Origin of the sequence: Thalassobacillus sp. B23F22_16, from assembly GCF_043496955.1 — a bacterium.
Classification (GTDB): Bacteria; Bacillota; Bacilli; order Bacillales; family Halobacillaceae; genus Thalassobacillus; species Thalassobacillus devorans_A.
In genome coordinates this window covers 1-13,447 of the sequence record NZ_JBIEKD010000042.1, presented here as the reverse complement: position 1 = coordinate 13,447, position 13,447 = coordinate 1, and the positions used below count along the sequence as shown (strand labels likewise).

Annotated in this window: 9 protein-coding genes; 8 read left to right on the top strand and 1 reads right to left on the bottom strand. The window is 42.4% G+C overall.

Annotated elements, in window-relative coordinates:
• Positions 1-408: 408 nt before the first annotated feature.
• Complete coding sequence (locus tag ACGTNI_RS19275; RefSeq protein WP_394464166.1) at positions 409-1,425, bottom strand: LacI family DNA-binding transcriptional regulator; 1,017 nt, start codon at positions 1,423-1,425, stop codon at positions 409-411.
• A 337-nt stretch (positions 1,426-1,762) separates the two neighbouring features.
• Between ACGTNI_RS19275 and ACGTNI_RS19270 the strand changes: the two genes are divergently transcribed.
• The 8 genes from ACGTNI_RS19270 (at position 1,763) to ACGTNI_RS19235 (ending at position 13,167) form a co-directional block, all read left to right on the top strand.
• Positions 1,763-2,851: a BtaManbiosPhlase gene (locus ACGTNI_RS19270; protein WP_394464165.1), complete on the top strand. Its 1,089-nt coding sequence runs from the start codon at positions 1,763-1,765 to the stop codon at positions 2,849-2,851.
• Complete coding sequence (locus tag ACGTNI_RS19265; protein ID WP_394464164.1) at positions 2,841-3,764, top strand: DUF1861 family protein; 924 nt, start codon at positions 2,841-2,843, stop codon at positions 3,762-3,764. Before ACGTNI_RS19270 ends, ACGTNI_RS19265 begins: the two co-directional genes overlap by 11 nt.
• Positions 3,765-3,790: 26 nt before the next feature.
• Positions 3,791-5,092 (top strand): ABC transporter substrate-binding protein, encoded by a 1,302-nt coding sequence (locus tag ACGTNI_RS19260; protein ID WP_394464163.1) that lies wholly within the window; start codon positions 3,791-3,793, stop codon positions 5,090-5,092.
• Positions 5,093-5,971 (top strand): carbohydrate ABC transporter permease, encoded by an 879-nt coding sequence (locus tag ACGTNI_RS19255; RefSeq protein ID WP_394464162.1) that lies wholly within the window; start codon positions 5,093-5,095, stop codon positions 5,969-5,971.
• Positions 5,958-6,788 carry a carbohydrate ABC transporter permease gene (locus ACGTNI_RS19250; protein WP_394464161.1) on the top strand — a complete coding sequence of 277 codons (831 nt, stop codon included), beginning with the start codon at positions 5,958-5,960 and terminating at the stop codon, positions 6,786-6,788. The genes ACGTNI_RS19255 and ACGTNI_RS19250 overlap by 14 nt, the downstream gene beginning before the upstream one ends.
• Before the next feature lie 23 nt (positions 6,789-6,811).
• Complete coding sequence (locus tag ACGTNI_RS19245; RefSeq protein WP_394464160.1) at positions 6,812-9,580, top strand: hypothetical protein; 2,769 nt, start codon at positions 6,812-6,814, stop codon at positions 9,578-9,580.
• Positions 9,581-9,643: 63 nt separating this feature from the next.
• The gene (locus tag ACGTNI_RS19240; protein ID WP_394464159.1) at positions 9,644-12,169 is read left to right on the top strand and encodes a beta-mannosidase; all 2,526 of its coding nucleotides are present in this window, start codon (positions 9,644-9,646) and stop codon (positions 12,167-12,169) included.
• A 2-nt stretch (positions 12,170-12,171) separates the two neighbouring features.
• On the top strand, positions 12,172-13,167 hold the full coding sequence (locus ACGTNI_RS19235) for a zinc-dependent alcohol dehydrogenase family protein (RefSeq protein WP_394464158.1): 996 nt from the start codon (positions 12,172-12,174) through the stop codon (positions 13,165-13,167).
• Positions 13,168-13,447: the final 280 nt, after the last annotated feature.

Sequence of the window (13,447 nt, the reverse complement as noted above, 5' to 3'; positions counted from 1 at the left end):
ACCCACCGCTTAACGGTACCGTAAGGTAAATTGAGCTTGTGGCAAATATCAGTCATTTTATGCCCGTCTAGGACAATCATTTTAGCTACATACTCTTTAAATTCCGAACTGTAACTCTTCATTTTTTTAGTCAAGTGAACACGTCCTTTATCTAAGCTTTGGGTCGATTAAAACATGGCTCACTACCTGTGTCCACTTTCTATACTAGTTCCAAATTTTGAAATTATGAGAGACAAAATCGAAAATAAGAGTGACACTGTCTGGTTTATATGAGAATAAAAGGCTGCTTATGAGACAAGGTCTTGTGGAGCAATCTTAAAAATTCAGGTGATTTATAAGAAAGAGAACCAGCCCGATTATGAGTCAGCTCTCTTTCTGATATTTTTTCATTCAGTTGAGTGTGACCATCTATCTTGGCTTTGGTGCTTCGGCCGTTGATTGCCTTTTAATTAATTTTGCAGGCAACAACGTTTCTTGGTAACGTTCCTCTGGGTTTTCTATTCGCCAGAACAATTTTTCTACCGCTTTTTTCCCGTATAGACCTAAATCGATATCAATGGTGGTGATGCTTGGGCTTGATAATTGCGATAGCTTTCCATTATCGAAACTGCAGACAGAAGCTTCTTCTGGAACATGTACTCCTTGCTGTTTCAATCCGTTGGTGACTAGGTAGCCAAGTCCATCATTGACACAAAACCATGCGGTAGGCTGTATAGGTAGCTGTTGGATGAAGCTATTGATCATAAACTCTTCTTCTTTAGCATCTGTGAACATAAGATGTGTATTTGCCTCGAGACCGAATTCTTTCATCGCGAGCTTATATCCTTCCCAACGTTCCTGGTAACTAGGTGAAAAAGATGTATCACCGACAAAAGCGATGTGTTTATGGCCAAGTTCCGCCAGATGTTGAGTGGCAAGGTATGCTCCGAATCGATTGTTCGTCAAAATAGCATCCGCTTCGATATTCGGGTGATGGTGGTCGATTAAAACAGTTGGAATCCCTGTGTCCAGCACACTTTGGATATATTCATTACTAATATGAGAAAGGATTAAAATTCCATCTACTTGCCGGTTCTCTATGAAAGAAGGGAGGATAAGGTTTTCCTTTTCCTCATTCTTGATAGATTGGATCAAGAGGTTTTTCCCCTTGCTTCTCACCTCAGCTTCTACAGTAAGATAGATTTCCCCAAAAAAGCTTGTCATGGAAAATGCAAACTCGGATGCGATCAGTCCGATATTTCCCATGGATTGAGGTTTATGTCCACTCTTTTTGTTATATTGATAGCCCAGTTTTTCGGCAACTTGAAAAATTTGTCTTTTGGTTTCTTCTCCTACCCCTGGTTTACCTGAAAAAGCTTGTGATACTGAGTTTTTAGAAATGTTTAAGTGATCTGCAATGTCTTGCATTGTTACTTTTTTCTTCATATTCATTCACCCTTCTGAGCTCATTTTACCATAAATTTGTAATTATAGTTTGTAACGTTACAGAAATTACTGAGTTACTACTATATTTAATGTATATAAAAGAGAATAGTTAGATTTTTTCAAATTGAATGATAACGGATATTGACAATGAATGTTGGGAGTGTATAATACTTTGTAAGGTTACTTTATATCAAAAATCATTTTAAGTAAAGTTACAAATAGTATTTTGTAATGCGAAGTTAATAATAACTGCGAAAGAAGCAAACAGTCTTACGTTCTTTTGTAAGGGGTTACATAAAGGGCGCACCCATTTTGCACAGCTTGGAGGAAATTGTTAATGAAGGTAAATCGTTTCAAAGAAAATCCAATTATTACGCCGGAGGATGTCACACCTTACCATGATAATCATGAAGTCATCGGTGTGTTCAACGCTGGGGTAGCGGAATACGAAGGAGAAGTTTTGTTATTGCTCCGGGTTGCAGAACGCCCGATCAGTGAAGACCCTGATATTGTTAAAGCGCCAATTGTCGACTTTTCAAACGGCGAAGGAGAACTTAAAGTAATGGAAATCGAAAAAAGCAATCCACGTTATGACTTTTCTGATCCAAGATCAATCGTATATAAAGACTCGGGGCGGGCAGCCTATCTGACCTCATTGTCTTATATTCGGATTGCTAGAAGTAAAGATGGCTATCACTTTACTATCGACGATACTCCTTTTATTTATCCGGGGACAGAGCGAGAATCATGGGGAGTGGAAGACCCGCGGGTTACTCAAATTGATGGCAACTATTACATTCAATATAGTGCATGTTCTGCAGAAGGTATAGGCGTAGGACTGGCTGCTACGAAGGACTTTGGAAGTTATGAGCGCTATGGACTTATGCTGCACCCGGAAAATAAAGACGTAGCGATTTTTCCTGAGAAAGTTGGAGGAAAGTATTATACGCTCCATCGCCCGGTACCTAAAGGAATTGGACGTCCAGAAATTTGGATAGCAGAATCGGACAACCTCAAGTATTGGGGAAATCACCAGTATTTGCTCGGACTGAGTGAAGACGGTTGGGATAATGGCAGAATCGGTGGAGGCGCCGTGCCATTTAAGACAGAAGAAGGCTGGCTTGAAATCTATCATGCTGCCGACAAGAACGACCGTTACTGTTTAGGCGCAGTTCTACTAGATTCAGAGAATCCAGCTAAAATCTTAGCGAAGACAGAAGAGCCGATTCTTGCACCGGAGGAAAACTATGAATTGGATGGATTCTTCGGAAATGTAGTATTTTCCTGTGGCGCCACTGTAGATGGCGATAACGTAAGAATCTACTACGGGGTGGCCGATACGTCCATGGCTGTAGCAGACCTTAGCCTTAAGGAAATTCTATCTAAATTAACTTACGATAAAGTGAGGGTGAATAATGACTTATAACGTACATTCTCTCTTAGAAAGTTATCACAGTGAAAAACGTGAAATTCATGCGGAAAAGCTCCACTTCTCTGGAGTAGGTGATAAAGATGTCTATAATATTACCGCTCCTTTTGAAAATAATGGTTCTTCAATTATTGCTGGACGCGTGGAAGCAAGAGATACCGAGCATTCGGAAGTGGTCTTTTTTATAGAAGAAGCCGGTGAATGGAAACCAGCTGAGGGGTTGCAGAGTTTTTATTTGCAGGATCCTTTTGTCATAAGGATTCATGGGCAGCTTGTATTTGGTGGAGTAGAAATTTTCCCCCACCCAGAAAAAGAAGACGCATTAATGTGGCGTACAGTCTTTTATAAAGGCCAGGATGTTGCAAGCCTGAAAAAATTCGCTGTCGGACCGGACGGCATGAAAGATATCCGGCTGGTAGAATTACCAGATGGAGAGGTTGGCGTTTTCACCCGTCCTCAAGGAGAAAAAGGCGGGCGTGGAAAAATAGGGTTTACGTCTATCAAATCACTGGATCAACTAGATGAAAAACTACTAACCGAAGCTCCCTTGATTAAAGAACATTTTCTCGATGAAGAGTGGGGCGGAGCGAATGAGATTCATATTTTAGCTAATGGCTGGATAGCTGGACTTGGTCATATTTCCCAGTTTGATAATCAGGGCGACCGTCACTATTATCCAATTACCTTTTTGTTTAATTCCGAAAAAAATGAGATTACGGACATGGAAATTATCGCAGTTCGTGATGATTTTCCCCCGGGTGAAGCTAAGCGCCCAGACTTGAAGGATGTACTATTCAGCGGCGGACTTGTCCGACTCAAAAATGGTAAAGCAGAAATTTATGTCGGTGTCAGTGATGCGGAAGCACATAAAGCTATTATTCCGGATCCTTTTACAAAGTACGAAAACTAAAATATTCATCTTATGGAGGGGTAACAATGAAGAAAATGCGTCATATGATTGTAGCGCTTTTAGTGGTTGTGTTCGCTGCTGGTTGTCAATCAGATCAGGAAAGCAGTGGGGACGGTAGTGTGGAATTCAAGTTTTGGGCAGCTCCTAACCCGTCTCAGGAAGCATTCTGGTCTGAAATGGCAGATAAATATATGGAAGAGAATGAAGGCGTTACGATTGACGTTTCTCCAATGCCTGAAAGCCCTTCTTCTGAAGCTGGAATCCAATCCGCAATAGCGGCAGGAAATGCGCCAGCAATTTCTGAAAATATGTCCCGGGGGTTTGCAGCTCAATTGGCAGAAAGCAGTGCTATTGTTCCGTTGAATGAATTCGAGGGTTATGAGGACCTAATCAGCAATCGCCAAATGACGAATACTATCGAACCTTGGCAGTTTGCGGATGGACAACAATATGTATTACCGATTTACTCTAATGCCATGTTATTTGGCTGGAGGATGGATATTTTGAACGAACTTGGCTTTGATGAAGTTCCAAAAACACATAGCGAAGTATTGGAAGTAGGAGAAAAGTTGAAAGAAGAATACCCTGATAAGTTTTTGTGGGCGAGAGCAGACCTTGTGAAAACGACATGGTGGGCAAGATGGTTTGATTTCTTCATGCTTTATAACGCTGCATCTGAAGGCAATAACTTTGTCGAAGGTTCTGAACTGATCGCTGATGACGAAGCGGGAATCGCTACGCTTGAATTGATCAATGGTATGAGTGAGAAAGACCTGCTTTTGACTCGTGAAGCTACAGATCCTTTTGAAACCGGCCAGGCAATCATGATGGATATCGGTCCTTGGACATTCCCATACTGGGCGGATAAATTCCCTGAAATGAAGCAAGGCGAAACATATGAATTGGCAATGCCTCCAGTACCAGAAGGAGCAGATCCTGCAGATGCCAAGACATTTGCTGATACAAAAGGACTGTCGATTTATGCATCCGCAACAAAAGAACAGCAGCAAGCCGCTTTTGATTTCGTAAAATGGGTATATGAAGATGCAGAAAACGACTTGGAGTGGTTCAAGAAAACAAATCTTCCACCAGCACGTGATGACCTTTCTGATAATGAAACGTTTGCCAGTTATTTAGAAGAAAATCCACAGTTGGTGAAATATGCTGAGAATATCCCAAATGCTGTACCTCCAATGGATAATGAAAGCACAGTAGATATTCAGGAGATGATAGGTTCTGAGGCTTTAAATCCAGTAATCAAAGGTGAAAAGACACCGGAACAGGGATGGCAGGATATGAAAGATGCCATCAACGGGGTGTTGAAGTAAATGGATAAAAGTAATGCTAGGATGGGTTGGTTGTTTGCCAGCCCATACCTTGTATATTCAGCTATATTTTTCTTATTCCCGCTCTTATGGGCGACCTATCTGGCATTTACCAACTGGAACCTGATTGCTCCGGATTATGATTTTGTCGGAGTGCAGAATTTTATCGAGGCCTTTTTCAGTGAGAGTGTACGTGCAGCATTTTTTGTTACTTACAAATTCCTCGCTATGTTTGTTCCGATCGTGGTCGGGGGAGCTTTGTTTCTTGCTTTGATTATCAGTTCATTGCCTAAATTCAAGGGACTGTTTTCCGTTGCATTCTTCCTGCCATATCTAGCTTCAGGGGTTGCTTCAGCAATCGTCATTAACGGAATTTTATCTTACAATAGTTCTTTTAACATTTGGCTTAGAGGTTCTTTTGGTCTGGATATTGATTGGCTTGGTTCTCCGATATTAGCTCCTTTGATTATTGCGATGATGATGGCCTGGAAGTTCATGGGATATTATGCTTTGCTTTTCGTGGCAGGCCTGGAGAGTATTCCGAAAGAAGTTTATGAAGCGGCAAAAATGGATGGAGCAGTGGGCTGGAAACGTTTCTGGCATGTGACCATTCCGATGTTATATCCGTCCTTTTACACGGTTACCATTCTGGCTGTTGGACTCATGTTCGGTATTTTTACCGAGCCATACGTATTGACGGGCGGTGGACCGGATTTCGCTACACATACATGGCAGCTGGAAATTTATAACCAGGCTTTTGAACGGTTGCAAGCAGGTTACGGGACAGCCATTGCTGTTATTAATTCAATCGTAACCTTTGCGTCAATTCTTGTCTTCAGAAAGATACTAGAAATGTGGGGTGCTAAACATGGTTGGGAATAACAAGCTGAGAATCACTTTATTATACCTGCTAGCCAGCTTTGTATTAGTAATCATGGTGTTCCCATACATCTATATGGTATTAGGATCGCTTGCACCATGGGACCAGGTGGACCGAAGAATCATTCCGACTGAACTTACGCTTCGCTCCTATGAGTGGTTGTTTTCCGGGGGAGCTGATGCGAATGCAAGGCCATGGCTGCGAGCCTTTTTCAACAGTGTATTCGTTACGTTAGCTTCTACGATCCTGATGCTTGTAACTGCGTTGATGGTCGGTTTTTCATTAGCAAAACTTAAGTTCAAAGGTAACCGTTTCATTAATAATGTCATCTTATTTCAAATGTTCTATCCAGCAGTCATTCTGTTGATTCCTTTGTTTCTCATCATCCGTTATTTTGGAATGTATGATACGTACTGGGCAATGATTTTGCCGAAAGCAGTAAACTTATGGGCAATTTTCATGTATACCAACTTCTTCCGGGGTCTGCCGGATGAAATGATTGAAGCAGCAAAGATTGATGGTGCTGGCATATGGAAAATCCTCTGGCATGTCGTTCTTCCGATGTCGAAGTCAGTCACGACCATCATCTTTTTATTCCTGTTTATGGAAAGGTGGGTTGAACTACTATGGGACATGCTCGTGGTTAATAGTGAAACGATGCTGACGCTGAACGTATTGTTAGCGCAGATGTTCGGTCCATACGGAGGTTACCCAGGTCCTATGTATGCAGCGTCTGTATTACTGACTTTGCCTATTCTGGTATTGTTCATCATCTTCAGTAAGAACTTCAAAGATGGTATGCAGTTTGTCTTGAAATGATAGTAAAAACAGGAGGGAACTGAATGAAGAAATGGCTCCGTTTGACCCTGGTCAGTTTAGCAGGTTCTTTGATTATTCCTGCTGTTGCCACCGCTGCCCCGAATGAAAGTGATTTTGATTTGGATGGAAACGGCAATGTGAATGTTGCTGACATGAACAAGCTGAAAAATGCGATTAAGAAAGATGATTACCATGCAGCTTACGATCTCGATCAAGATCAAGAACTGACGGAAAAAGATGTTTCTTATTTTAAAAAGTTCGGATTGGAAGTAGAGAATGAGTTTTATTTGAACTTGAATCATCTGAATTGGCTGAACCAGGAGGTTACGGTTGATGGTACCGACATGATGATCACCAGGCTTTATGCCGAACCTGATAATCCGGATGATATCAGTGAAGGGTACCATTACGTAGGAGATCCCCAAGAGGGAATTGCTGCTCTTGATGATGTGGGACGAGCGGTGACGGCATATGCCGAGCACTATAACCTGTATAAAGATGAGTATAGCTTAAACCAAATTAAAAGCGGCTTGGAATTTGTCATGTGGATGCAGGAGGATGACGGTGAGTTCAGGAACTTTGTGGCTGAAGATGAGAATGGAGAACTTTTTAAAAGAGACTCCCACTCTTCTGCCAAGGCGATCAGCTACTGGGGAACCCGGGCTTACACTGCGTTAAGTTATGGCTACGAGATTTTAATAGAAGAAGACCCTGAATTTGCTGAACGAGTGAAAGAGCGTATGGACCTGACAAGTCAACGTATTCATGAAAAAATCGCTCCCCTCTATGGTACATATGAGACCAAAAGTGGCGTCGAGTACCCATCATGGGATTTAGGTGATAATTGGGTATCTACGATTGCTTTGGATGCGTTTACCAAGCATTATGGTGTCGCCCCGGATGAGACAGTAAAAGAGAATATCCGAATGCTCGGTGAAGCTTTATACGCCTCCCAATTCGGCGATTTCATCGACTACCCTTATGGAGGTTTCATGAGCACCTATTCCGACCGCTTGGATGTATGGAACGAATGGGGGAGCCAGCAAGTTGCGGCTATGGCTTCAGCTGGGGCTGCACTGGATAATGAAAACTGGATCGCTGCAGCGGAACTGGCAGCAGACAGCTTTTTGAGTGACATGCTCATTTCCGGTCGTGCATTTTCCAAACAGCCGAATGATATTTTATATCCACAAATCAATTATGGGACAGCTTCTTATGTAGATAACTACATTAAGTTGTACGAGGTGACCGGAAAAGAAAAGTATGCGTTCATGGCAGGTGTGGCAGGTCAATGGTGGCTTGGCAACAACGATAAAAATCATGTCATGTTCAATCAGGAGTATGGAATAGCCTTCGATGCCATTGATTCCGATAAGGTAAACCAAAATTCGGGTGCAGAATCCAATGTGGAAGCTGTCCGAGCCCTTGCCAGAATCCTGAAATATGAAACTAGTAAAACAGCGTTATTTTCTACTGAACTGGAAAGAGATTCAGCAACAAAAATTGAAATAGAAGAGCAGTATATGGAGAAGCCGGATGAGTTGTATGATATGACGAATGGCAGTTTGTCGGACCGGGGACAAGCCATAGTTACGAAGCCTTCCGATGATCCTGCGCTTGATGAAAATAATGAAGACGCTTCAAAAGAAGATGTTATACCAGAAGCCTCTCTGGATCAGGAAGAGGAAATTTACAAGGGCTGGTTTGGTCAGAACACACTATTTGTAGAAGGCGACGGATATAACAATATAAGGTTGTATGACGATTCCTATCTATATCACGACATTCCGGTGGAAAATGAAGAAGGTTCACCAAACGTCGGGGACTATGTGAACTTAGCCTTCGCAACCCGCCTGGAGTTTGATACCAGTCTTAATGCCAAGGTCCTTGCCCTCGATGAAAATGGAGAAAGTACCCTTATCGCACAAGTCGAAGGCATTAATTACCACTATCGACATTGGTATTCCGGCGATAGTGCCATAAAAACTACACCTATAGCTCCTATACCGGAAGATGCTGAGAAGGTAAGGATTATGTTTGAAGTTGAATCAGACAACGAATGGTTCAATAAGGGATATGTGGCTTTGGCAGATGTGGAACTTTTTAAAGCAAACACCCCTGAATTAAGGGCTGGTGGGACAGACTTTTCTAAAGGTTTGTATATTGAAATGCCGGCAGGACAGGATAAGGAAATCGTGTTACCAGATAGTATAAATGCAGGTGATTACAGGGTTTATGCAAGTGCCAGGACGAGTATAGATCCTGCTGGAATCAACATGGACTTTGGAAATAATCAGGTATTGTCCCTTGATCTGAAAGCGGATGAGGAATCGGTACAGATCACCGAGCTGGGAACAATCGAAATTTCAGAGGGACAAGATTCGTTTATATTGACGAATACCGAGGATAATCCCGCTGATGTCGATCAGATAACACTTTATCCAGTGCATTCTAATGTCGTATATGAAACACCAAAAGGCAAGGAAGTCACCATCATTCGCGACAGCATCAGCAGTAATCTAGTGATGGAAGAAACAAAGAAATTAAAGCAACGGTCTATAATTCAGGCAGACTATCAGATAATAGAAAACGAGGTATTGCTCAAAGGCATCGTCACCCATCAAGATGGGGAAGTAATCCCTAACCAACAGGTAACCATACGATCGGACGATGATATCTATCAAGTGAAGACAGATAAAGAAGGTAGCTTCGAGAAGTCTGTGCCTTATAACGAACAACTTAAAAGGCTGGAAATCAAATCAGGTAAAAGTATTGGTTATGTATATTTTTAAGTGATGAAAGGTCCCCGCTTAATTAAAGCGGAGGGCCTTTCCGTTTGATGAGGAGGTTATCAGTTGCTAATTAATAAAGATTGGAAGCTTAGTCATTTTGCTGTAGGTGAAGCAAGGGACCTCGATATTGCTTCCCCTGATTATATCGATCATTTTTGGATGCAGGCAGAAGTGCCTGGTGATGTCCATTCTACCTTGTTAAAAAAAGGTTTAATAGACGACCCGTTCTACGGTCATAACGATTTAAAGTCCAAATGGATAGAGGAAAAAGTCTGGTGGTATCGTACCGAGTTTGATTTTGATAAAAAGCTGCTGGAGCGAGATGAAGTAGTTGAATTGATTTTTAATGGGCTGGATACTTTTACAACCATTTACCTTAACGGATTGGAATTAGGGGAGACGGCAAATATGTTCATTTCTCATACTTTTGATGTAACGAGGGAGCTCGTCGATGGGAAAAACATTCTTGCGGTCAAATTTGATCCAGTGGCAGAACAACTGAAAGTAAAAGAGAAACGTTACTGGGCGGGTTTTGGGAAAGACAGAATTTGGGCGCGCAAAGCTCAATATCACTTCGGCTGGGACTGGGGTCCGCAAATCATCACTGCTGGTATTTGGAAAGATGTCCGGTTAGAAACGAAGAAGACGGTAAAAATTGAAAATGTATTTGCCAGGACAACCAGGATAGAGAAGGGTCGTGCCAATGTTCTCGTAGATATCGATGCAAAAGCGTTCAAAGAGGATTCAGAGATATCAGCTGTAGTGACGATGACGGGGGAAGGGAAAAGTGTAACCGAGGAAAAGACACTCATGAGGGGCAAAACTACCGTTCCCCTGACAATTAATAATCCGAAACTATGGTGGACGCATGATTTGGGGGATCCTTTCCTTTATCAGTTGAATGTTGAGTTGTTTACAGCAGGTGATTTGGTGGATAGCTATCAATTAAATTTCGGGATACGTGACATACAGGTGAAACAGGAAGAAGCGGATGGCACTACACGCTTTACTTTTGTATTGAATGGAATAGAAATATTTGCAAAAGGAGCCAACTGGATTCCCATTGACAGTTTTGTTGGTGCTGCCCCGGATATGCAGTACAAGCATCTGATTAGCCTGTCAAAGGAAGCCAACATGAATATGCTCCGTGTATGGGGCGGAGGTATTTATGAAAAGGACGTGTTTTACCAGGAGTGTGACCGGCAGGGGCTTTTAGTCTGGCAGGATTTCATGTTTGCCTGTGCTCTTTACCCTGACTATAACCGTAATTTTATGAACAATGTTCAGGGAGAAGTAGAGTTTGTAATTAAACGGTTGCGGAACCATCCATGCATTGCACTTTGGTGCGGCAACAATGAAAACGACTGGTTGTATGAGGTGGAATACGCTGCCGGAAGAATTACTACCCCTTTTTATGGAGAAAGGATTTTCCATGAGATGATACCTGGGCTATTAAAAGAATTGAATCCAGACCGATTCTATTTGCCAAGCTCTCCATTCGGTGGTAATGATCATAACGCAGAAGATGTCGGCGACAGACATAACTGGCAAGTCTGGCACGGGAATGTCGAGCCGAGGAAGTTCGGGGAGGTTCCAGCTCAGAATTATAGTGTTGAAGGGGTGTCTTTTAAGAATTATAAAAAAGATAAAACCCGTTTCAGCAGTGAGTTCGGCATGCACGCATCCGCGAGCCGCTATACGTTAGAGAGAAACCTTCCGGAAGGAACCTTCTTTTGGGGCAGTGATGAAATGGCCTATCGAAACAAGGACTATCATCATCAAAAAGGTATTTTACTGATGGAAGGTTATACAGGAGTACCAGAAGACATCGAAGAATATATGAATTACTCGATGTTAACCCAAGCGGAAGGATTGAAGTGCGGGGTGGAGCATTATCGACGGAATAAACCAGAGACCAGTGGAACACTGATTTGGCAGCTTAATGACTGCTGGCCTGGGACTAGCTGGTCGATGATTGACTATTATTTATTGCCGAAAGCATCTTATTATTATGCACGTAAGTTCAATCAGCCGTTATTGTTTACATTGGATCATCAGGAGGAAGATGGAACCTTTAGTTTGTGGGCAGTGAATGATACGGTAAGCGGCTGGTCCGATGAGCTGTTGCTTGAAGTACACCATGTTAAAAAAGGGATGGTCTACTCGGAGACAATTGCTGTTAATATTATGGGTAATCAATCGTGTCTGTTGGCCTCTTTTGCGGAAGGGGAGGTACTGAAAGAGTATCGTCCTGAAGAAGTAGTGATTCGGTTAAGATCAAGTGACGATAAGGTGGAAGAAAACTGCTATTATTTGAGAGACCATAAAGATATGAACTTTGCTCCCGCCAATCTTATCGTAAAAGTAAATCGTGAGAAACAGGAAGTCGAGGTCTCAACGGATAATTTGGCCAGGTTCGTGAAATTGGAAATACCGTCAGATAAAGTACACTTCAGCGACAATTTCTTCGATCTCTTACCTGGTGAAAGAAAAGTGATCAGTATTAGTCATTTAGAATTCCAGCCTTTACCTTTTGAACAGTTGAAGTTGAGCGCGGTCAATAGTCAGAGTGTAATAAGGGAGGATTAATGATGAAAGCAGCTGTTCTAGTAGATAAGCAGGTAATCGAAATTCAAGAAAAAGAGATTCCTAACCCTGGTCCCGGAGAAGTTGTGATAAAAGTAAAAGCTTGTGGTATTTGTGGTACAGACCAGCATATATATCACGGGAATCCCGGGTCTGCTGATGTATTGCCGCCAGTGGTATTAGGTCATGAACTGGCGGGTGAAGTGATGTCAGTCGGAGAGAGTGTAGAGGCTTTCAGAGAGGGTGATCGGGTTTCTGTCGATCCAAATATGTATTGTGGGGTATGTCGTTACTGCCAGAATGGAAGGAAACATCTGTGCGATCATTTGAAAGCGGTAGGGGTGACACAGGATGGCGGAATGGCCGAATATGTTATCGTTCCGGCAGCAAATTGTTATCTGCTCCCTGATTCACTTTCGTTTATAGAAGGGGCAATGATAGAGCCGCTTGGCTGTGTACTGCATGGCGTCGAGCAATTGCAAATAAGGCCAGGAGATTCCGTATTAATTATCGGCGGAGGTTATATCGGCCAGCTGATGCTGCAAACCATTGCTATGTATGGCGCTGCTCCAATTACGGTAAGTGAACCTGATACACAAAAACATGAGGCATTAAAGAACCATGGTGCTGCCAAGGTGGTCCAGCCGGGGGATATTGATTCGGATGGTTTTGATATTGTTGTGGAGTGTGTAGGACTGGAACAAACCATGCAGCAGGCAGTTCGCTCTGTTATAAAGGGTGGCCAGGTTTTGCTTTTTGGCGTTTCTTCTCCTGACGTGAAAATTGAAGTGCGTCCATTTGAAATCTTTTCAAAAGAATTGATGATAAAGGGATCGTTTATAAATCCAGATACTCACCGTAAAGCTATTTCCTTATTGGACCAGAAAAAGGTAGTAGCTGAACCATTGATCAGTCATTATTTTAAGCTGAAAGAAGTGCCTGAAGTTATGCCTGTCTATCAAAATATGAAAATTTCTAAAGGGGTTATTGTTTGGGGATAAGCACCCGTGGCAGGGGGCTGTTGCTGAGGGGGTTTTCATAAAACGGAAAGCGGGCAGGCTGAGATCTGCTCGTTTTTTTAGGTTTATATGAGACAAAAGGCTGGTAAGTGAGACAACAGTGGGCATAAGAGAGAAGCTATCAAAAGGAAGAGTGACAATTTGGAATTCTGTCAATAAAGTGGACAAAAATAGATCACTCAGCGGGCCACTTTTTCTTCCGCGTGTTTTCTTCCGAAACACTTGGATGCCTCCGCATAAAGGGAAGGATACCAAAACCGAT

What these genes read in the sequence shown, in the direction of transcription:
- ACGTNI_RS19275 (WP_394464166.1), bottom strand. Translation starts at nt 1,425, where the DNA reads ATGAAGAAAAAAGTAACAATGCAAGACATTGCAGATCACTTAAACATT.
- ACGTNI_RS19270 (WP_394464165.1), top strand. Translation starts at nt 1,763, where the DNA reads ATGAAGGTAAATCGTTTCAAAGAAAATCCAATTATTACGCCGGAGGAT.
- ACGTNI_RS19265 (WP_394464164.1), top strand. Translation starts at nt 2,841, where the DNA reads ATGACTTATAACGTACATTCTCTCTTAGAAAGTTATCACAGTGAAAAA.
- ACGTNI_RS19260 (WP_394464163.1), top strand. Translation starts at nt 3,791, where the DNA reads ATGAAGAAAATGCGTCATATGATTGTAGCGCTTTTAGTGGTTGTGTTC.
- ACGTNI_RS19255 (WP_394464162.1), top strand. Translation starts at nt 5,093, where the DNA reads ATGGATAAAAGTAATGCTAGGATGGGTTGGTTGTTTGCCAGCCCATAC.
- ACGTNI_RS19250 (WP_394464161.1), top strand. Translation starts at nt 5,958, where the DNA reads ATGGTTGGGAATAACAAGCTGAGAATCACTTTATTATACCTGCTAGCC.
- ACGTNI_RS19245 (WP_394464160.1), top strand. Translation starts at nt 6,812, where the DNA reads ATGAAGAAATGGCTCCGTTTGACCCTGGTCAGTTTAGCAGGTTCTTTG.
- ACGTNI_RS19235 (WP_394464158.1), top strand. Translation starts at nt 12,172, where the DNA reads ATGAAAGCAGCTGTTCTAGTAGATAAGCAGGTAATCGAAATTCAAGAA.